The organism is Pseudomonas sp. Pdm06 (assembly GCF_014851795.1).
GTDB classification, from domain to species: Bacteria; Pseudomonadota; Gammaproteobacteria; order Pseudomonadales; family Pseudomonadaceae; genus Aquipseudomonas; species Aquipseudomonas fluorescens_AA.
The window spans coordinates 430,578-450,544 of sequence record NZ_JACVAH010000002.1; the positions used below are offsets into that span (position 1 = coordinate 430,578).

Annotated in this window: 16 protein-coding genes; 9 read left to right on the forward strand and 7 right to left on the reverse strand. The window is 60.7% G+C overall.

From position 1 onward, the window contains the following. Window positions 1-39: 39 nt before the first annotated feature. The 4 genes from IB266_RS05035 to IB266_RS05050 all read right to left on the reverse strand — a co-directional run bounded on the left by IB266_RS05035 (window position 40) and on the right by IB266_RS05050 (window position 3,518). A complete protein-coding gene (locus IB266_RS05035) occupies window positions 40-1,311 on the reverse strand; it encodes an OmpP1/FadL family transporter (RefSeq protein ID WP_192260409.1) in 1,272 nt (423 codons plus the stop codon). Window positions 1,312-1,360: 49 nt separating this feature from the next. Further along, window positions 1,361-2,140 carry a thioesterase family protein gene (locus tag IB266_RS05040; RefSeq protein WP_192260410.1) on the reverse strand — a complete coding sequence of 260 codons (780 nt, stop codon included), beginning with the start codon at window positions 2,138-2,140 and terminating at the stop codon, window positions 1,361-1,363. Window positions 2,141-2,343: 203 nt separating this feature from the next. Further along, window positions 2,344-2,964, reverse strand: a complete 621-nt coding sequence (locus tag IB266_RS05045) for a TetR/AcrR family transcriptional regulator (RefSeq protein ID WP_060742513.1) — start codon at window positions 2,962-2,964, stop codon at window positions 2,344-2,346. 128 nt (window positions 2,965-3,092) lie between these two features. After that, window positions 3,093-3,518 (reverse strand): VOC family protein, encoded by a 426-nt coding sequence (locus IB266_RS05050; protein WP_060742514.1) that lies wholly within the window; start codon window positions 3,516-3,518, stop codon window positions 3,093-3,095. 369 nt (window positions 3,519-3,887) lie between these two features. On the opposite strand from IB266_RS05050, the gene IB266_RS05055 reads away from it, so the two are divergent. The 4 genes from IB266_RS05055 to IB266_RS05070 all read left to right on the forward strand — a co-directional run bounded on the left by IB266_RS05055 (window position 3,888) and on the right by IB266_RS05070 (window position 10,664). Then, window positions 3,888-4,652 carry a substrate-binding periplasmic protein gene (locus IB266_RS05055; RefSeq protein WP_192260411.1) on the forward strand — a complete coding sequence of 255 codons (765 nt, stop codon included), beginning with the start codon at window positions 3,888-3,890 and terminating at the stop codon, window positions 4,650-4,652. A gap of 145 nt (window positions 4,653-4,797) precedes the next feature. Beyond that, entirely contained in the window at window positions 4,798-6,051 is a 1,254-nt protein-coding gene (mexE, locus tag IB266_RS05060) for a multidrug efflux RND transporter periplasmic adaptor subunit MexE (protein ID WP_192260412.1), read from the forward strand. 15 nt (window positions 6,052-6,066) lie between these two features. Continuing rightward, the gene (locus IB266_RS05065; RefSeq protein WP_192260413.1) at window positions 6,067-9,246 is read left to right on the forward strand and encodes an efflux RND transporter permease subunit; all 3,180 of its coding nucleotides are present in this window, start codon (window positions 6,067-6,069) and stop codon (window positions 9,244-9,246) included. Beyond that, window positions 9,243-10,664, forward strand: coding sequence for an efflux transporter outer membrane subunit (locus IB266_RS05070; protein WP_192260414.1), 1,422 nt, complete (start codon window positions 9,243-9,245; stop codon window positions 10,662-10,664). The genes IB266_RS05065 and IB266_RS05070 overlap by 4 nt, the downstream gene beginning before the upstream one ends. Window positions 10,665-10,725: 61 nt before the next feature. On the opposite strand, the gene IB266_RS05075 is transcribed toward IB266_RS05070, so the two are convergent. Further along, a complete protein-coding gene (locus IB266_RS05075) occupies window positions 10,726-11,673 on the reverse strand; it encodes a LysR family transcriptional regulator (RefSeq protein ID WP_192260415.1) in 948 nt (315 codons plus the stop codon). 127 nt (window positions 11,674-11,800) lie between these two features. Here IB266_RS05075 and IB266_RS05080 point away from each other — a divergent pair, with 127 nt between their 5' ends. The 5 genes from IB266_RS05080 to IB266_RS05100 all read left to right on the forward strand — a co-directional run bounded on the left by IB266_RS05080 (window position 11,801) and on the right by IB266_RS05100 (window position 18,259). Beyond that, window positions 11,801-12,553 carry an SDR family oxidoreductase gene (locus tag IB266_RS05080; protein WP_192260416.1) on the forward strand — a complete coding sequence of 251 codons (753 nt, stop codon included), beginning with the start codon at window positions 11,801-11,803 and terminating at the stop codon, window positions 12,551-12,553. Window positions 12,554-12,731: 178 nt separating this feature from the next. Continuing rightward, a complete protein-coding gene (locus tag IB266_RS05085; RefSeq protein WP_192260417.1) occupies window positions 12,732-13,412 on the forward strand; it encodes a glutathione S-transferase family protein in 681 nt (226 codons plus the stop codon). A gap of 388 nt (window positions 13,413-13,800) precedes the next feature. Beyond that, a complete protein-coding gene (locus IB266_RS05090; RefSeq protein ID WP_192260418.1) occupies window positions 13,801-14,859 on the forward strand; it encodes a tetratricopeptide repeat protein in 1,059 nt (352 codons plus the stop codon). A gap of 230 nt (window positions 14,860-15,089) precedes the next feature. Continuing rightward, window positions 15,090-16,592 carry an ATPase domain-containing protein gene (locus IB266_RS05095; protein WP_192260419.1) on the forward strand — a complete coding sequence of 501 codons (1,503 nt, stop codon included), beginning with the start codon at window positions 15,090-15,092 and terminating at the stop codon, window positions 16,590-16,592. Then, window positions 16,589-18,259 carry a response regulator gene (locus tag IB266_RS05100; RefSeq protein ID WP_192260420.1) on the forward strand — a complete coding sequence of 557 codons (1,671 nt, stop codon included), beginning with the start codon at window positions 16,589-16,591 and terminating at the stop codon, window positions 18,257-18,259. Before IB266_RS05095 ends, IB266_RS05100 begins: the two co-directional genes overlap by 4 nt. A 56-nt stretch (window positions 18,260-18,315) precedes the next feature. Here the strand turns inward: IB266_RS05100 and IB266_RS05105 are convergent, their stop codons facing one another. Further along, entirely contained in the window at window positions 18,316-18,693 is a 378-nt protein-coding gene (locus IB266_RS05105) for a response regulator (RefSeq protein ID WP_060742522.1), read from the reverse strand. Next, complete coding sequence (locus IB266_RS05110; protein WP_192260421.1) at window positions 18,686-19,966, reverse strand: hybrid sensor histidine kinase/response regulator; 1,281 nt, start codon at window positions 19,964-19,966, stop codon at window positions 18,686-18,688. The genes IB266_RS05105 and IB266_RS05110 overlap by 8 nt, the downstream gene beginning before the upstream one ends. Between the last annotated feature and the right edge of the window lies 1 nt (window position 19,967).

Consider the following 19,967-nt stretch of genomic DNA (forward strand, 5'->3'; position numbering starts at 1 on the left):
CCGGGAGCCGCAAGGGCTCCCGACACACGCCCAATTGCGTTAGAAGCGATAGCTGACTGAAGTACCAAAACCGCTGGCACTGTTCCGGTATTTGGAACTGTATGCGCCACGGGTCGACGAGGTTTCGTTGATGCGCACGCTCTCTTCCTGCAAGTAGGAGTAAGCCACGTCGATCGTCACCTCTTTCACTGGCGTCCAGCCGGCACCGAAGCTGAGCACCGTGCGGTCGCCGGTTGGTATCCGAGGCCCACGATTGGTGTTGTTGGCGGGCGACTGGTCGACCGACAAGCCCGCGCGCAGGACCCATTGATCGTTGAGCTTATACGCGGCACCGATGGCATGGGCCCAGGTGTCATGCCAGTTCTGTTCTTCGCTGACGGTGCTCAACGCGCCGCTCAGCAGCGCAGGCAGGCCGGAGTTCTCGATGGTCAACTCTTTGAAGCGGCTCCAGCGCGTCCAGGTACTTCCCAGGTACATCGTCCAGTCATCATTGAGCTGATGAGTGAGCGAGATGTCCACGGACTCCGGAGTATCCACGTCCAACGACGCATCATAGCTGCGGCCACTTACCCCCAACACGCTGAAAATGCCGCCGGTGAGCTTGGACTTGGCGTCCAGGTGGTAACTGACCTTGGAGTGGTAAGTCAGCCCCAGGCGAGTCTGGTCCGTCGCCTGCACCAGGATGCCGGCGTTGAAGCCGAGCGCCGTATCGTCGCCATTGCTCTTGAGCTTGCCGTCGTTACTGCCGGGGCTGAGGGGATTGGGCACCATCCCGGAGATTTCACCGCTGATGCGGTTGATGGTCGGACCAAACCCGATCGATACCTTGTCGTTGAAGGCATAGCTGACGGTGGGCTGGAAGGTCAGCGTCGTCACTTCGCTTTTGTTGCCGTAATAACGCCCGGCAAAGTCACTGCCATAATCGGTGATCAAACCAAATGGCACATAAAAACCAACGCCGACAGCCCAATGCTCATCCACCGGCTTGACGTAGTAACCCATCGGCACCGTGGTGGTCGGCACCATGTCACCATCCTCTCGGCCACCGAAAGTACTGCGGGTCTGGCTGATATCGCTCTGGGTGAACAGTGTCGCAGCGCCCAGGCTGACCTGCTCTTTCTTCAAGCGAGACATGCCCGCCGGGTTGCCGAAGACAGTACTGGCATCTTCAGCGGAAGAGGACCGCCCGGCAAAACCCGAGCCCATCCCACTGATGCTTTGTTCGTTCAGCGCAAAGCCGCTGGCAAACACTTGGGACGTTGCAAACGCAACGGCGAGACTCATGGGGGTCTTGAGCAAGATTCTTTTCATTATTAGGACTCTAGGAACAATTGCTGGGGGGGAACGGTTTGTTTTTCTACTAGGTAAAAATCGCCACGGTCTGACGCGCCCAAAGCACCCGCCGACCGCTTTCGTCCCAGATCTCCATATCCTGTAGCGAGTAGCCTTCCAAGGCTTGCTGACTGAAAGAACTGATGAGGAACCATTCGCCGGTCACGGCGGGCTGCGGCAGATCGATAGTCCAGGAAGCCGAGCTGATGGCTGCCGGCTCTGTGAAGCAGGTCATCGCGGCGGGCGGCAGGCTGTCAGCGAGGGCGATCAAAGCCACCGCCGGATCCACCCCCTGGGCATCCAGGTGACGAACCCACATCAGTAACTCGGGATTTTTAGCCCCGGACACCGGCAGTGAACCACCCGCGGGGCGCATTTCGAAGTTGAAGGCGCAGGCAGGCGCAATGGTGTTGTCCAGCGCCAGCGTGGTGTACCGCGACGCCTCCTCCACCAACGGGCATCCCCACGCTTCATGGGTAATCCTGCTGGCTCGTGGTTGAGCGAACAGCAAGGTCGTGCGCAACGCCAGCTCATCGCCCGACTTGCAGTCGACAGACACCGAAGTCACGGATCGCCCTTCGCGCAACACGCTTGTGTCGAATGTCTGGGCCTGCGTGACCGGACCTATGAATGACACCTGCGCAGACTTGAACGGAGGAAAGCCCTGTGGGCGTTCGCGCAGAACCGCCTCCAACGACAACGCAGCCGAAAGCCCCCCGAAGATCGTGCGACCCTGCTGCCAATTGGCGGGAGCAACGAACGGCACGCTCGGATCAAACTGGGCCAGCACCTGAGCAAAACTGGTCATTTAGACGTCCTCCGACTGGCCTGAACGTGAACCCGCAGAAGCATCGCAAGAGGGGCCACTTGAAAGTCGATGCCATACTTATTCATGTGACCATTTGTGTCAATAGTCACTTATCAGGCAAAAAGAGACCGCTCAGTCAGGTACAACCCGAATGCAAGGGAAGTCGTTTTCGAATCGGGACGGCTGCTCGTGGCAGCCGTCCCTCAGGGCATCAGGCTACGCAGGATGAGGTTGGCGGTGAGCGTCGGCGCCACTTCGACATGATCGAGGCTGTACTGCAGCAATAGCGGGTTGACGAAAGGCCGAAGGGTCAGGTGTATCGCTTCAACGGTTTCATCCAAGGGCGTCTTGCGTTCGAACTCACCGCTCTCGCGCCCTTCCCGTACGACCTGCACCACGAATTGCTTGATCCGTGCGTCATACACCTGGGAGCTGGGCCAGCGCTCCGACGCGGAGAATGCGGCAATGTCGTAGAGCTTGCGATCATTGAAGAACAGGTCGATTCCCGTGGTAATCAGGGTCTTGACCAGGCGGCGAAAGCGCTCGGTCGAAGAGAGCCCCTCCTCGCTGATGGCCTCCTCCACGGCCGCAACGATCTTCGCAAGACAACTGGAGCAAATGGCTTCGCCAATCGCCTGCTTGGAATCGAAAAACTTGTAGATGTAGGCCTTGGAAAAGCCGATGGCCTTGGCCAGGTCAGACACGGTGGTCTTGGCGTAGCCGTATTGACTGAAATGCTCGTTGGCCGCCGCGACAATCTGGTCGCGAATGTCATGATCGGCTGGGCCGCGAGTGCTGGGCGAAGGTGCTGTTGGCTGATTCATGGAAGCAGCTTACGCATCCCTGCGAGGGATGACAACTTGTGACCACCAATGAATATAGTCACAAAACAACCGTCCGTCAGTTACCCGCGCCTTGCTCCCTCGCCACAAGGGCTCCCGATTTATCCGTATCATTTGGCAAAAAGCTGGCTCATATCCTTGAATGCCTTGAATTCAAGGGCATTGCCACACGGATCGAACAGGAACATCGTGGCTTGCTCGCCAACCTGCCCTTTGAAGCGGACGTAGGGTTCAATCACAAACTCCGTACCGAAAGATCTCAATCGTTCAGCCAGTGCCTCCCACGCCTCCCAAGCCAGAACAACGCCAAAGTGCGGGACCGGCACATCGTGCCCGTCCACTGGATTGCTCTGGGCGCTTTCCTGGGAAGCGGTCTTGGGTTGCTCATGAATCACCAGTTGGTGACCGTAGAAATTGAAATCGACCCACTGGCTGCTGGAACGGCCTTCTTCCAGGCCAAACACTTCACCATAGAAGGTACGGGCGGCGGCAAGATCGTAGACCGGAATCGCCAGATGAAACGGAGAAAGGCTCATCGAAAATCCTCTTACGTGTGAGGTCGGACCATCGTAGCGCCGCGCTTGCGGCAAGAAAACCCTACAGTCCGTGTCCAACCGATGCCGGGAACGGACGGGACTTTCGCGGCAGGACCTTGCACCGGAGGTCCGCCGTGCAGGTACACATCCAAATTAGCCGCTTGCGCCGAGTAAATGATCTATACCTTCAGAAGCACAGTCGGGCCAAGGCAGCGGCACTGACGTGATGGGATGGAACGGTTCTGGCGAATCCTGCTGGATCGCTGCATCATGCGCCGCACCCTATAAAGAAGCTGGCCTGTAGACGTTGTTCCCGGCGCCCGTACGCCGGGATTGGCGCACCACTTTCAATGCCTGAAGTATCCGTCCATGAGCCCGACTACACGCGTTTTGAACGCCTCAACCAAAGCGCTTTACCGGCTTTGTCTGTTACTGCCGCTGCTGGCTTCCCATGAGGCGGGCGCTGAGCCTCCGGTCATTGAACTGCACATTCTCGACGCACCGCCGCTGACCTTCGTCAACGACCCCAGGGGCCACGGCATCGTGGGCGATGTCGCCGTGGCGGCCATGACCAGGGCCGGGTACACCGTAAAGGTCCATGTGCTTCCCTGGGCCCGGGCACAAAAGCATGTCAGCGAAGAACATGACCACTTGATCACCCCCCTGTCGCGCATCCCCACTCGTGAGGATCGCTTCACCTGGATCGCCTCGATCATGCCCATGGAGCGCGCCTTTTTCAGCCTCGAGCGGCGGGTGAGCAGCTTCGCCCAAGCGAAAGAAACCTACCGCAAGATCGGCGTCGGCCTGGGCAGTGCACAGGAAGATATCCTGCGCAGCGAAGGGTTCAGCGACGAGCAGATCTATCCATTGGCCATCGGCGACAATCCCGCCCAGATGCTGTTGATGGGGCGTATCGATGCCTGGTTCAACGGCGTGCCGGAGAGTCGTTACATCTGGCCGAAGGTGTCCAAGCGCAAACTGCTCATGAGTTCGGTTGGCAGCAACGCCGACCTTTACCTGGCCTGCTCCAAGCAATGCTCGCCGGAAATGGTCGAGCATCTGCGCGACGCGGTTGAAGCGCTTCGCGCGGATGGGACCGTCAAGCGTGTCCATGACCTTTATTTGCCGCAGTAGACTGTGGCGAGGGAAGCCGGACTAGAGCCCTCATCGATGGCTTATATCATTCTGAATGATAGTTACCTTTGCTTCATTCGATTCGTTCCTGTGCCTTGCGCCACGCATCATCCGCCCATTCTCAATACATTGGCGGATGCTATCCATGGAACATTCACTTTCAAAACTGCGTTTTCCCCTCGCGCTGCTGGCGGTGCTGGTGATGAGCGCCTGCGGCAAGACTCCCGACACGGCAGCGTCCATGCCGCCGGCCAAAGTCAGTGTGGCCAAGGTATTGGAGCAGCCCGTCAACGAATGGGATGAGTTCACCGGCCGCCTCGAGGCGCCAGAAACCGTCGAGATCCGCCCGCGGGTTTCCGGGCAGATCGACGAAGTGGCCTTCACCGAAGGCGCGCTGGTCAAGAAAGGCGACCTGTTGTTCCAGATCGACCCACGCCCCTTCCAGGCTGAAGTCCGTCGCCTCGAAGCCCAACTGGCTCAAGCCCGCGCCACCGCCACCCGCAGCGAGAACGAAGCCCAGCGCGGCGAACGCCTGCGCTTGAGCAACGCCATTTCCGCCGAGTTGGCGGATTCGCGCACCAGCGCCGCCCAGGAAGCCCGTGCCGCCGCCGCGGCTATCCAGGCGCAGTTGGACCTGGCGAAACTGAACCTGAGCTTTACCCGGGTCACCTCGCCCATCAGCGGTCGCGTCAGCCGGGCGGACATCACCGCCGGCAACCTGGTGACCGCCGACGTCACGCCGCTGACCAGCGTCGTGTCCACCGACAAGGTCTACGCCTACTTCGACGCCGACGAGCGTGTCTTCCTCAAGTACACCCAACTCGCCCGCCAGGGCCAGCGCGGCCAGGCCACACCGGTCTACATGGGCCTGTCCAACGAAGACGGCAACCCGCACCAGGGGCAGATGAACTTCGTCGACAACCAGGTCAACCCGCAGACCGGCACCATCCGCGGTCGCGCCGTGTTTGACAACAAGGACGGCGCCTATACCCCAGGCCTGTATGCCCGCCTGAAACTGGTGGGCAGTGGCACCTACTCTGCCGTGCTGATCAATGACGAAGCCGTGGGCACCGACCTGGGCAAGAAATTCGTGCTGGTGATGGACGCCGACAACAAGCCGGCCTACCGCGCTGTCGAGCTGGGGCCGAAGATCGAAGGCCTGCGCATCGTGCGCAACGGCTTGAGCAAGGACGACACCATCATCGTCAAGGGGCTGCAACGGGCTCGTCCGGGGGCACCGGTCACGCCTGAAACCGTGCCGATGGCCAGCGACGAAACCATTGCCGCCCTGGCACAACAACGTAAAGCGCTCGAAGCCAGCAACCTGCCCCAAGTCGCGCCATCCAAGGCGGCGTCAGGCTCGGCAGGCAAACTGGCCGCTGCGACCCCACGCGGTTAAGGGACTGAATCCAAGATGAAATTTTCCCAGTTCTTCATTTCGCGGCCGATCTTCGCAGCGGTGATTTCGCTGCTGATCCTGATCGCCGGCGCCATCTCGCTGTTCCAGCTACCGATCAGCGAATACCCGGAAGTCGTGCCGCCGACCGTGGTCGTACGCGCCAACTTCCCTGGCGCCAACCCCAAGGTCATCGGCGAAACCGTGGCCGCGCCCCTGGAACAAGCCATCACCGGCGTCGAGAACATGCTGTACATGTCCTCGCAGTCCACCGCTGACGGCAAGATCACCTTGACCATCACCTTCGCCCTGGGCACCGACCTGGACAACGCCCAGGTGCAGGTGCAGAACCGCGTCACCCGGACCGAGCCCAAGCTGCCGGAAGAAGTGACCCGGATCGGCATCACGGTGGACAAGGCATCGCCCGACCTGACCATGGTCGTGCACTTGACCTCGCCGGACAAACGCTACGACATGCTCTACCTGTCCAACTACGCCCTGCTCAACATCAAGGATGAGCTGGCGCGCCTGGGCGGTGTAGGTGATGTACAGCTGTTCGGCATGGGTGACTACTCCCTGCGGGTCTGGCTGGATCCGAACAAGACCGCCTCGCGCAACCTGACCGCCACCGACGTGGTCACCGCGATCCGTGAACAGAACCGCCAGGTCGCGGCCGGTGCCCTGGGGGCGCCGCCATCGCCCAATGCCCAATCCTTCCAGCTGTCGATCAATACCCAGGGTCGCCTGGTGAATGAGGAAGAGTTCGAGAACATCATCATTCGTTCCGGCGCCAACGGCGAGATCACGCGCCTGAAGGATATCGCCCGGGTCGAGCTGGGTTCCAGCCAATACGCCCTGCGCTCGTTGCTGGACAATCAGCCGGCGGTGGCGATCCCGATCTTCCAGCGTCCGGGCTCCAACGCCATCCAGATATCCAACGACGTTCGCGCCAAGATGGACGAACTGAAGAAAGGCTTCCCGGCCGGGATGGACTACAGCATCGTCTATGACCCGACGATCTTCGTCCGGGGCTCCATCGAAGCGGTGGTCCACACCCTGTTCGAAGCCCTGATTCTCGTGGTGCTGGTGGTGATCCTGTTCCTGCAGACCTGGCGGGCCTCGATCATCCCCCTGGTGGCAGTGCCGGTTTCGCTGATCGGTACGTTCGCGGTGATGCACCTGTTCGGCTTCTCGTTGAACGCCCTGTCGCTGTTCGGCCTGGTCCTGGCGATCGGTATCGTGGTGGACGACGCCATCGTGGTGGTGGAGAACGTCGAGCGAAACATCGAGCTGGGACTCTCCCCCGTGGAGGCGACCAAGCGCGCCATGGGCGAAGTGACCGGTCCGATCATCGCCACCGCCCTGGTGCTGTGCGCGGTCTTCGTTCCGGCGGCGTTCATCAGCGGCCTGACCGGTCAGTTCTATAAACAGTTCGCCCTGACCATTGCCATCTCCACGGTAATCTCGGCGGTCAACTCCCTGACCCTGTCGCCGGCCCTGGCCGCGGTGCTGCTCAAGGGCCATGACGCGCCCAAGGACCGTTTCTCCAAATTCCTGGACAAGATATTCGGTGGCTGGCTGTTCCGTCCGTTCAACCGCTTCTTCGAGCGTGCCAGCCATGGCTACGTGGGCACCGTCGCTCGGGTGATCCGCAGCAGCGGCATCGCCCTGGTGCTCTACGCTGGCCTGATGGTGCTGACGTTCTTCGGCTTCTCCACCACCCCGACCGGCTTCGTGCCCGGCCAGGACAAGCAATACCTGGTGGCCTTCGCCCAACTGCCGGACGCCTCAAGCCTGGATCGCACCGAAGACGTGATCAAGCGCATGTCCGACCTGGCCCTCAAGCAACCCGGTGTTGAAAGCGCCGTGGCCTTCCCCGGCCTGTCGATCAATGGTTTCACCAACAGCCCGAACGCCGGCATCGTGTTCGTGACCCTCAAGCCCTTCGACGAGCGCAAGGACCCGAGCATGTCGGCCGGCGCCATCGCCGGTGCCTTGAACGGCAAGTACTCGGAGATCCAGGAAGCCTACATGGCGATCTTCCCGCCGCCGCCGGTACAGGGCCTGGGCACGATCGGTGGTTTCCGCCTGCAAATCGAGGACCGGGGCAACCTGGGCTACGACGAGCTGTACAAAGAAACCATGAACATCATCACCAAGAGCCGCAGCGTGCCGGAACTGGCCGGGTTGTTCACCAGCTACACCGTGAACGTGCCCCAGGTCGATGCCGCCATCGACCGTGAAAAAGCCAAGACCCACGGCGTGGCCGTCAGCGACATCTTCGACACCCTGCAGATCTACCTGGGTTCGCTGTATGCCAACGACTTCAACCGCTTCGGTCGCACCTACCAGGTCAACGTCCAGGCCGAGCAGCAGTTCCGTCTCGAGTCGGACCAGATCGGCCAGCTCAAGGTGCGCAACAACCGTGGCGAGATGATCCCGCTGGCGACCTTCATCAAGGTCAGCGACACCTCGGGGCCAGACCGTGTGATGCACTACAACGGCTTCATCACCGCTGAAATCAACGGTGCCGCTGCCCCTGGCTACAGCTCCGGCCAGGCTGAAAAGGCCATCGAGAAACTGCTCAAGGAGGAACTGCCCAACGGCATGACGTACGAGTGGACCGACCTGACGTACCAGCAGATCCTCTCGGGCAACACCGCGCTGTTCGTGTTCCCGCTCTGCGTACTGCTGGCGTTCCTGGTGCTCGCGGCACAGTACGAAAGCTGGAGCCTGCCATTGGCGGTGATCCTGATCGTACCAATGACTCTGCTGTCGGCGATTACCGGGGTGATTCTCTCCGGTGGCGACAACAACATCTTTACCCAGATCGGCTTGATCGTACTGGTGGGGCTTGCCTGCAAGAACGCGATTCTGATCGTCGAGTTCGCCAAGGATAAACAGCTCGAAGGCATGAACCCGCTGGCGGCGGTCCTCGAAGCCTGCCGCCTGCGTCTGCGGCCGATCCTGATGACCTCCTTCGCCTTCATCATGGGCGTGGTGCCCCTGGTGTTCTCCAGCGGCGCAGGTGCGGAAATGCGTCATGCCATGGGTGTGGCGGTGTTCTCCGGGATGCTCGGCGTGACCTTCTTCGGCCTGCTGCTCACCCCTGTGTTCTATGTACTGATCCGCAACTTCGTCGAGCGCAGCGAGGCCCGCAAGGCGGCCCGGGCTTTGAAACTGGAGGCGCAACAATGAGTTTGAAAGCGTTCATGCCGAGCTTGCTGGTTCTGGCACTGAGTGCCTGCGCCGTAGGCCCGGACTACAAGGCACCGCAAACAGAAACAGCGAACATCACCACCGCCACCGACGGTGCCGCCGGCCAGAAGAATTTCGACCGCGCCCGCTTCGAGGGCGTCTGGTGGCAGCAGTTCGACGACCCGACCCTCAACGCGTTGGTGACCCGTTCCCTGGATGGCAACCGCGAGTTGCGCGTCGCCTTTGCTCGCTTGCGTGCCGCCCGGGCGATTCGCGATGACGCCAGTAATGACGTCATGCCAACCATCACCAGCCGCGCCAGCAGCGACCTGGGCAAAGGCCAGATTCCTGGGCAGACCACCGACCGGGTCAGCACCGAGCGTTACGACCTGGGCCTGGACATGGCCTGGGAGCTGGACCTGTTCGGACGCATCCGGCGTAACCTGGAAGCCACCGATGCCGATCAGCAGGCGGTCGAAGCCGACCTCTATCAGTTGCAGGTGACGATGATCGCCGAACTGGTGGACGCCTACGGTCAGTTGCGCGGCGCGCAACTGCGGGAAAAGATCGCCTTGGCCAACCTGAAGAATCAGCAGGACTCGCGCAAGATCACCGAAAGCCTGCGCGATGCCGGTGTCGGCGATCAGCTCGACGTGGTCCGTGCCGATGCCCGCCTGGCGTCTGTAGAGGCCAGCGTGCCGCAACTGCAGGCCGAACAGGTGCGCCAACGCAACCGCATCGCCACGTTGCTGGGCGAGCGCCCGGACAAACTCAGCGTGGACTTGAGCCCGAAACAGTTGCCAGCCATCGCCAAGGCCCTGCCCATCGGTGATCCGGGTGAACTGCTGCAACGACGCCCGGACATTCTCAGTGCCGAGCGCCAACTGGCCGCCGCCACGGCGCGCATCGGCGTGGCCAAGGCCGATCTGTTCCCACGGGTCAGCCTGAGCGGTTTCCTCGGTTTCACGGCTGGACGCGGTTCGCAGATCGGCTCCTCGGCCGCCAACGCCTGGGCGCTGGGCCCGAGCATTACCTGGGCCGCTTTCGACCTGGGCAGCGTGCGGGCGCGCTTGCGCGGTGCCGACGCCGAGGCGGACGGCGCCCTGGCGACTTACGAACAGCAAGTACTGCTGGCCCTGGAAGAATCGGAAAACGCCTTCAGCGACTACGGCAAGCGTCAGCAACGACTGATTTCACTGATCCGCCAGAGTGAATCGAGCCGCGCCGCCGCCGACCTGGCCGAGATTCGCTACCGCGAAGGCACCGTGGACTTCCTCGTGCTGCTCGATGCCCAACGTGAACGCCTGGCCGCCGAAGATACCCAGGCCCAGGCCGAAGTGGACCTGTACCGCGGCATCGTCGCGATCTACAAGGCCCTGGGTGGCGGCTGGAAACCGGAAACCGTTGCCAGCAACTGAGCCGCCCTGCTCAACCGAGCTCCTTTGGTTGGCCGCAACCAACCAATTCTTTGCCCCGCGTTCATTTGGACGCGGGGCTTTTTTTGTTTGACGATGACTCCAGCAGAGTCGGCAGAGGGGTGCTGCCGTTCAAGGCTGGAATCTTTGAAAACACGTCAGCCATAAAATCCATGAACACGATAGCCCGCGTGGGGAGCAGTCTATTGGCGACATAAACCATCTGCACGGGGACAGGGGGAGCCGTATGGTTGGTAAGAATGAACTGTAATCTCCCGCTGTTCAGCCCGCCCTCAAACAGCCACGCAGGTCCATGCGCCACACCCAGGCCTGCCACGACCGCCGCACTGACAGCGTCTGGCGAGTTGACCCTGAGCCTGCCGGCAATCGGAATGTCCGCGTCACGGAATCGCCAGGTCGCCCCGGACGACAGTAAGGTGTAGATGATGCAGTCGTGGTCGCGTAGATCATCCGGGGTCTGTGGAACTCCGCGTTTAGCCAAGTAGTCCTTGCTGGCGACGAAGACCCGGTCGTACCATCCAAGAGGCCGGGCGCGCAAGGAGCTGTCCTCCAGCTGTCCTATGCGAATGGCGAGTTCGGTACCTTCATTGACCAGGTCTACGTATCGATCGTTGAGTTGCAGATCCAAGATCAATTGAGGGTAGCGCTCCAAAAAGGCCGGCACATGCGGCAGTACAAACGCGTGTGCGAGAGCTGTCGGACAGGCTACGCGCAAGAGTCCCGATGGGACGATGTTGTTCCTGAAGGAAGATTCGGATTCATCCACCGCATCCAGGATGCGCCGGATGTCCGCATAGTAGCGTTCGCCCTCCGGCGTCAAGGATAGCTTGCGCGTAGACCGGTGGAGCAAGCGCGTCTGCAAATGATCCTCCAGAGCCGCTACATAGCGGCTTACATTGGGTTGCCCCAACCCTAGATCGCGCCCTGCCGCCGAAAAGCTCCCAGTTTCTACAGCACGCGCGAAGCATGTCATCAAAAGAAATCGGTCCACTTCCCCACCTTAATTCATGCCTGATTTGCATGAATTATATGCGAATAGGCAGTCTTATCCGATACGAAGCATGAGCGCATATTTCTCCATGTCGACCGCGGTGGTCGTCATTCACCGGAGAATTCAAATGTCGCGCTTGCAAGGTAAACGTACTCTCATCACTGGCGGCACCAGTGGCATCGGGCTGGAAACGGCAAAGCAGTTCCTGGCGGAGGGTGCTCGCGTGATCGTAACGGGTGTCAACCCCGATTCGATTGCAAAGGCCCAGGCCGAATTGGGCCCGGAAGTGCCGGTGCTGCGTGCCGACTCGGCCAGCGTTGCCGCACAAAAGGAGCTGGCACAAGTCATCAAGGAACACTACGGCCAACTTGACGTTGCCTTCCTCAATGCTGGCGTATCCGTCTGGCTGCCCATCGAGGAATGGACGGAAGATATGTTCGACCGCTCTTTCGACATCAACGTCAAAGGGCCGTACTTCCTGATGCAGGCGCTGTTGCCGGTCTTCGCAAATCCTGCTTCCGTAGTGTTGACTACTTCCGTAAGCGCGCATGCAGGCGCAGATCGCTCGTCCGTGTATGCCGCAACGAAAGCCGCCTTGCTGAACATGTCGAAGACGCTCTCGACCGAATTGCTGGGCCGTGGCATCCGTGTCAACGCAGTGAGCCCTGGCCCCGTCGAGACACCACTTTACGACAAGCTCGGTATTCCGCAGGCTTATCGCGAGCAGCTTAACAAAGAGATCGCGGCAACCATTCCGCTTGGGCGCTTCGGTACCTCCGACGAGGTCGCCAAAGCAGTGCTGTATCTGGCATCCGACGAGTCGCGCTGGACGGTCGGCTCTGAAATCGTCCTTGACGGCGGCCGCCTGCTGAATGGCTAAGCGCGCCGCTCAAGAATTGCGCGAATGCAACATCGCCTGGGCTGAGTTAATCAGGTACTGAACGCCCACCTCGGCACTCAGCGACGAACGAGTCCAATCCAGACTGTGCAAACAGCGGCACGCGGGAAACCTCTGTCGCTGTTTGCGCTTGATAAACCATCCAGAGCCACTAAAAGCAATGAACGCTCTTACGCTAATAAGCCACCCACTCTGCCCATTCGTACAGCGCGCCGCAATTGTGCTTCTTGAAAAGGGCATCCAATTCGATCGGATAAATGTCGATTTATCAGCCAAGCCAGACTGGTTCCTGGCCGTTTCGCCAACCGGCAAGGTCCCCGTGCTCAAGGTGCGCCAGGACAATGCGGAAGATGCGATCCTATTCGAAAGCATGGTCATCTGCGAGTACCTCGACGAAACCCAAGATGGCGCGCCGATGTACCCCGTTGATGCGTTAGCTCGCGCCCGGAATCGCGCGTGGATCGAGTTCGCGTCGCAGACTCAAGCTGAAGCCTGGCAGTTTCTCCACGCTCGTGACTCTGCGACCGCAGATGCCAAGCGCACCGCATTTCGCGAACGGCTCGGCAAACTGGAGTCAGAAATAGGCGTGGGGCCGTTCTTCGATGGCTCGGCCTTTGGAATGGTTGATGCGGTTTATGCGCCGCTTTTCCGTTACTTCGAGAGTATCGACGCAACTGTCGCACACCAGATTTTCGACGGCCTTCCGCGCATTTCGGCTTGGCGTGAGGCGCTTGAGGCGCTTGAGGCGCGCTCCAGCGTAAGGAATGCCGTTGTCGAAGACTATGCCGATCGTTTCCAATCGCATCTGCGCCAACAAGGAGCACTGATCGCTGCCGCTTAGCCGAAGCGATCAATCAACCCAAGTCTTTCGATCAGGACAGACGCCGTGCATAGGCAACATCTTCCTCCAGAAACAGATCCCGTGAACCCACGGCCATGAACGTCGGTGGCCGGCCACGTCATCTACCAGCGCAGGGCCATGGTGTCCCAGCCGTTCAGGCATGACCATTGTGGGAGCGCGCTTGCTCGCGATAGCGGTGGGTCAGTTGGCGGTGATGTCGGAGGCGCAACCGCCATCGTGAGCAAGCCCGGCTCTCACAGGGGTCTCGGGTGGGTACAGGGTTGGGTCCCCCTCCCACAGGTCCGCTACCGCTGTGACAAGGTTTGACTCAAGCCGCCACCTGACCGAAGCTTGCGACATTTCACGCTTCTGGTAATGGATTCCCTGCATGCCCTCGCCTCGCCGCCGCTATCTGCTCCTCAGTCTCTGTGCCCTGTTGTTGATCGGTCTTGTCGCGGTGTGGCTACGCAGCACCACGCCGCAAATCCCCGAAGCGATCAAGCGTGGTTACAGTGAAGCCTTGGAAAGCGCCCGCAACGGACAGCCGGGGGCGGCGCGCATGCTTTACCAGCAATTGGGGCGTCCAGACCTCTCACCCAAGCGCCGTGTGTGGCTGCACGCCGAACTGCCCAACTACCCCAGCCCGCAAGCCCTGAAACTGGCGGACGCGGACCTGCACAGCGAATCACCGGACGTGCGTCAGGCCGCCATCGGCAGCGTCGTCGGGCTGGTGCCGACGGGCCAGCGCAGCCTGTTGCTCGGCCCACTTCTGGATGATGACGACCCGAATGTCCGGTTCGCTGCCGTGAATGCCCTGTTGGGCCTCTCGCCGGATGACCTCGGCTTGTATTTCGGCGCGATGCAGATCGCCATCGATACCTGGGAGCAGGTGCTCGAGGACGGTCCGAAAACCGCGGACGCCCACTACCAGCTCGCTCGGCTGCACCTGCACAACGCCGAATTGAAGAAAGCCCAATTGGCCCTTGAGCAGGCCTTGCGCCTGCAACCGGACAATCTCCCGGCGCTGGTCATGCAGATCGAAGTGCTGGACAAACAAGGCCAGGGCGAAGCCGCACGACAATTGCTCGCCCGACAGTTGCAAACCCAGCCACCGTCGGCTTATCTGCAACATGCGCTGGGCATGTGGCTGCTGCAACACGGCCAGAGCGAGTATGCGGTGCTCGGTCTGGCAAAAGCCGTGGAACTGGAACCCGAGAACCGGCATTACCGCTATGACCTGGCGACCACCTTGCATGCCGAACAGGAAGTGGAAGCCGCGCAGAAGCAGTTGCAGGAAATCGTCCAGCGCTACCCCGCCGACCGCAAGGCCCGGGTGTTGCTGATCAACTATTGGAAGGAAACCGGTCAGTTGCAGAATGTGCAGATCCTGTTGGCGAAACTGGAACAGTTGAACCCCGATGACCCGGCGCTGCAACAGGGCCTGTAGGCGCTGCCGAAGACTGCGATCTTCTGGTTGCTTGTTCACTTGCGACTCAATTGCCTGGTGAAAGATCGCAGCCTCGTTTCGCTCGACAGCGCCTACAAAGTTGTGCAGTGCACCGCGTTTTGTCGATGTAAGCGGAACCGCCATCACCGCCAAAGGTCAAGTGTTCAGGCAGTCGATTTCAGGCGTTACCCCGCCTGCTGCCCACTTCCCTAGTCATGAGAGGGCTATTTTTGTCTACATCTAACGAGTTGATCAGTGCAAAAGCCGCCACCGGCATCGAGGGACTGGACGATATCCTCTCTGGTGGTTTGTCCCGCGGCCATGTGTTCCTGCTCGAGGGGGAACCCGGGACTGGTAAGACCACGGTCGCGTTGCATTTTCTGTTAGCCGGCGCCAAGGCTGGCGAGCGCTCGTTGTACATCACGCTATCGGAAACCGAGCGTGAACTGCGTCAGGGCGCGACCTCCCACGGGTGGACGCTGGATGACAATATTCATATTTTCGAGCTGACCCCGCCCGAAAGCCTGCTCAATGCCGAGCACCAGCAGAGCCTGCTGTACTCCTCGGACCTGGAACTGGGCGAAGCGACGCGGCAGATTTTCGAAGTGGTCGAACGGGTCAAGCCGACCCGGGTCGTACTCGACAGCCTGTCGGAGATCCGTCTGCTGGCGCAAAGCTCCCTGCGCTATCGTCGCCAGATCCTGGCGATCAAGCATTATTTCGTGCGCTACGACGCCACGGTCCTGTTGCTCGACGACCTGACCACCGAATCCCTGGACAAGACCGTGCACAGCGTCGCCCACGGGGTGATTCGCCTGGAAGAGCTGACTCCCAACTACGGCGCCGAGCGGCGGCGGATCCGGGTGGTCAAGTATCGCGGGCAGAAGTACCGCGGCGGTTACCATGACTTCACCATCATGGGCGACGGCGTGCACGTCTTCCCGCGCCTGGTAGCCGCCGAACACCGTGGACAGTATCTGCGCCAGCAACTCTCCAGCGGCATCGCCGAAATGGATGCATTGCTGGGCGGCGGTATCGAGACGGGGTCCAGCACCTTGATCCTGGGCCCCGCGGGTACCGGCAAGTCGCTGATCGCGCTGATTTTTGCCGCAGCCGCCGTGCATCGTGGCGAGAAGGCCGCGCTGTTCATCTTCGACGAAGAGCTGGGCTTGCTGTTCGAGCGCATGAAAAACATCGGCATCGATCTGCAGGCCCTGCTAGAGACCGGCAACCTGCTGATCGAACAGGTCGACGCGGCCGAGTTGTCCCCCGGCGAGTTCTCCCATCGCGTGCGCCGTTGCGTCGATGAGGGCAACATCAAGACCGTGGTCATCGACAGTATCAACGGTTATCAGGCGGCCATGCCGGAAGAGAACGCCCTGGTACTGCACATGCATGAATTGCTGCTCTATCTCAACCGCAAGGGCGCGGCGACCTTCATGACCGTCGCCCAGCACGGCCTGGTCGGCGACATGCAGGCGCCCGTGGACATTACTTACCTGGCCGACACGGTGATTCTGTTGCGTTATTTCGAAGCACTGGGCAAGGTTCGCCGGGCGATCTCCATCATCAAGAAACGCACCGGCAGCCACGAGTCGACCATCCGCGAATACCGCATCAGCGGCTTGGGGATGACCATCGGCGAGCCACTGGAGGCGTTCCAAGGCGTCTTGCGCGGAGTTCCCACCTACATGGGCGAGAGCAACCCGCTGCTCAAGGATGAACACCGGTGACGCTGGCCGAGCCGCTGTCCGAGCGGGCGTTGATCCTCGCGCCGCTGGGACGGGACAGCCAGATCGCCTTGATGATCCTCAATGAAGCCGGTTTTGCCGGCCTCATCTGCCGCCACCTGGGCCATTTGTGCGAAGAGTTGGAAAGCGGTGCCGGCCTGCTGGTGATTTCTTCGGAGGCTTTGGTAGGGCCCGACCTGGAAACGCTGTTCCTGCAAATCGAACAGCAGCCAACCTGGTCCGACCTGCCCATTGTCTTGTTGACCCATCACGGCGGGCCGGAACAGAACCCGGCGGCCCGTATCGGTACGCAATTGGGCAACGTGACCTTCCTCGAGCGTCCTTTCCATCCTGTGACCCTGATCAGTCTGGTGACCACCGCCCTGCGGGGTCGTCGAAGGCAGTACGAAGCCCGCGACCGCCTGATCGACCTCAGCAACAGTGAACTGCGCCTGCAGACCACCCTTGAAACCCTCGAGCAGCAGGTAGAAGAACGTACCGCCCAGTTGCGTCACAACGAAGAGGCTCTGCGCCAGTCGCAAAAAATGGAAGCGGTCGGCCAGTTGACCGGCGGTATCGCCCACGACTTCAACAACATGCTCACCGGGATCATCGGCAGCCTCGAACTGCTGCGTCGACGCCTGGCTCGTGGCCGTACCGAGGATCTGGACAGCCTGATCGACCTGGGCGTGACCTCGGCCAACCGCGCCGCCGGCCTGACCCATCGCCTGCTGGCATTTTCCCGACGGCAATCGCTGGACTCCAAGGCCGTCCAGATGAATACGCTGGTGCTGTCCATGGGCGAGCTGCTGCAACGCAGCCTCAACGAAAGCATTCGCCTGGACATGCGATTGGACGAACAGCTCTGGGTCGCCGAGGCTGACCCCAACCAACTGGAAAGCGCCCTGCTCAACCTGGTGCTCAATGCCCGGGATGCCATGCCCAACGGCGGAAACCTGGTGGTGCAGACTTGCAACCGACACCTGGACGCCGACTTCACCGATGCCTACACCAACCTGGAGCCCGGCGACTATGTGGTGCTGAGCGTGCAGGACACCGGTTGTGGCATGCCCGAAGCGGTGATCGGCCGCGCTTTCGATCCGTTTTTTACCACCAAGCCGATCGGCCAGGGCACCGGGCTGGGCCTGTCGATGATCTATGGCTTCAGCAAGCAGTCGCGTGGCCACGTGACCATCGACAGCGAAGTCGACAAAGGCACCACCGTGAACCTGTACCTGCCGCGCTTCCGCGGTGAAGAAGTCCACGAACCCCAGGTCACCACCCAACATGCGCCGTATGCACAGGACGGCGAAACCGTGCTGATCGTCGAGGACGATCCGGCGGTGCGGGTGCTGGTGAGCGCGGTGTTGAGCGAACTGGGTTATGCCTTTGTGGAAGCGGCCGACGCCAATGGCGCGGTCCCTATCCTCGAGTCAGGCCAACGCATCGACCTGCTGATCAGCGACGTAGGCCTGCCCGGCATGAATGGTCGGCAATTGGCGGAAATCGGCCGGCAGGTACGCCCGGACCTGCGGGTACTGTTCATCACCGGCTACGCCGAGCATGCGGCGGTACGCGGCGGCTTCCTTGACCCTGGGATGCAGATGATCACCAAACCGTTCACGTTTGATTTGTTGACGGCCAAGGTACGGGAGATGATCAAGGTCTGAGGCGATGGGCAGGCATTGGGGCGCCTGATCTGCCGGGATATGCCCCCCTCACCTACCTACGACAACATCGACTGCATGATGCGCTGTAGCTCATCCAGGTCGAACGGTTTATCCAGGATCGGAGCCTTGCGGGTAATGGGGCTATCGGTGTCGCGCACTTCCTGCGCGTAACCACTGATGAAGATGACCTTCAGCTCGGGTCGCAACTTGACCGCAGGCTCGGCGATCTGCACCCCGGAAATACCGCCCGGCAGGCGGAAGTCGGTAATCATCATGTCCAGATGCGGCTTGCTCGCCAGGATCTCGAACGCCTGGTCACCGTTTTCGGCCTGCAGCACCCGGTATCCCTCGCCCGACAGGTAGGCAGACAGCACCATCAGGATCGACGGGTCATCCTCGACGATCAATACAACATCTTGCGCATCTTCACTCATGAGAAGCCTTTGTTCGATCAATAGCTGCTGATACGACCTTAGGGTCTCTCAGAGGTTGCGTCTGTTCGGCGGTTTTGTCCAAGACAGTTTTCTGCAAGGGCAGGCAAACACGAAACAACGCCCCTTCATGGAGGCGACTGTCGACCGTGATCGTCCCGCCATGGGCCGTGACGATCTGCTCGGAAATGAACAGCCCCAGCCCCAGGCCCGAAGCGGCCGCCTTGGACGATACGCGCTCGAACTGCTGGAAGATACGTTTCTGGTTCTCCTCGCTGATGCCGATGCCGTGGTCCCGGACCTCGATGCAGGCATGCTCGGGCGTCTTGTAGACGCGCACTTCGATCGGGCTCTTGCCACCGTAGCGCAGCGCATTGGTCAACAGGTTCGACACCACTTGTTCGATGCGAAACTCATCCCACTGCCCCTCCACCGCAGGCTCGGCCAGGCAGGTCAATGAGCACTCGGCGATGGCAAGCTGCGGCTGGAAGTTGCGCAGCAGGTTTTCCACCAGAGCCGTCAAGTTGAAGCGGGTCGGACGGATCGACAGCTTGCCGGTACGAATCCGCGACACATCCAGCATGTCCTCGATCAGCCGGATCAGGCTCTTGATCTGGCGCTCGTCACGCTCGACCATTGCCCGCACCTTGTCCAGGCTGAAGGCCGCGGCATTGTCCCGGGCCAGGTGCATCTTGCGCAATTGGGTCTCGAGAATCAGGCCATTGAGGGGGGTGCGTACCTCGTGGGCGACAATGGACATGAAGTCGTCACGCATACGCACCGCTTGCTCCAGCTCGCCGCGGGTGGCCTCCAGTTGCTGCAACAGGATCTCCTGTTCCCGCCGGCTCTGCTCGAGGGCTACGACTTGCTCCTTCATGGCCTTTCGCTGGCGATACAGCTCGACGAACACATTGACCTTGCTCTTGACGGCCTGGGTGTCCAGCGGTTTGTGCAGGAAGTCCACGGCGCCGTTTTCATAACCGGTGAAGGCATAGTTGCGTTCACGACCGGCGGCGCTGACGAAAATGATCGGGATGCTGCGGGTCTTCTCCGTGCCGCGCATCAGCTCGGCCAGCTCGAAACCGTTCATCTCGGGCATCTGCACATCGATGATTGCCAGGGCAAAGTCGTGTTGCAGCAGCAGGGACAGGGCTTCGTCCGCCGACAGGGCCTTGAAGACCTCGCGGTCGGGCCCCCTGATCAGCGCTTCCAGGGCCAACAGATTCTCAGGCAGATCGTCGACGATCAGCAGTTTGGCTTGAATATCTCTTGGCATG

Coding starts and splice junctions, on each gene's coding strand:
- IB266_RS05035 (WP_192260409.1), bottom strand. CDS start 1,311: ATGAAAAGAATCTTGCTCAAGACCCCCATGAGTCTCGCCGTTGCGTTT.
- IB266_RS05040 (WP_192260410.1), bottom strand. CDS start 2,140: ATGACCAGTTTTGCTCAGGTGCTGGCCCAGTTTGATCCGAGCGTGCCG.
- IB266_RS05045 (WP_060742513.1), bottom strand. CDS start 2,964: ATGAATCAGCCAACAGCACCTTCGCCCAGCACTCGCGGCCCAGCCGAT.
- IB266_RS05050 (WP_060742514.1), bottom strand. CDS start 3,518: ATGAGCCTTTCTCCGTTTCATCTGGCGATTCCGGTCTACGATCTTGCC.
- IB266_RS05055 (WP_192260411.1), top strand. CDS start 3,888: ATGAGCCCGACTACACGCGTTTTGAACGCCTCAACCAAAGCGCTTTAC.
- mexE (WP_192260412.1), top strand. CDS start 4,798: ATGGAACATTCACTTTCAAAACTGCGTTTTCCCCTCGCGCTGCTGGCG.
- IB266_RS05065 (WP_192260413.1), top strand. CDS start 6,067: ATGAAATTTTCCCAGTTCTTCATTTCGCGGCCGATCTTCGCAGCGGTG.
- IB266_RS05070 (WP_192260414.1), top strand. CDS start 9,243: ATGAGTTTGAAAGCGTTCATGCCGAGCTTGCTGGTTCTGGCACTGAGT.
- IB266_RS05080 (WP_192260416.1), top strand. CDS start 11,801: ATGTCGCGCTTGCAAGGTAAACGTACTCTCATCACTGGCGGCACCAGT.
- IB266_RS05085 (WP_192260417.1), top strand. CDS start 12,732: ATGAACGCTCTTACGCTAATAAGCCACCCACTCTGCCCATTCGTACAG.
- IB266_RS05090 (WP_192260418.1), top strand. CDS start 13,801: ATGCCCTCGCCTCGCCGCCGCTATCTGCTCCTCAGTCTCTGTGCCCTG.
- IB266_RS05105 (WP_060742522.1), bottom strand. CDS start 18,693: ATGAGTGAAGATGCGCAAGATGTTGTATTGATCGTCGAGGATGACCCG.
- IB266_RS05110 (WP_192260421.1), bottom strand. CDS start 19,966: ATGCCAAGAGATATTCAAGCCAAACTGCTGATCGTCGACGATCTGCCT.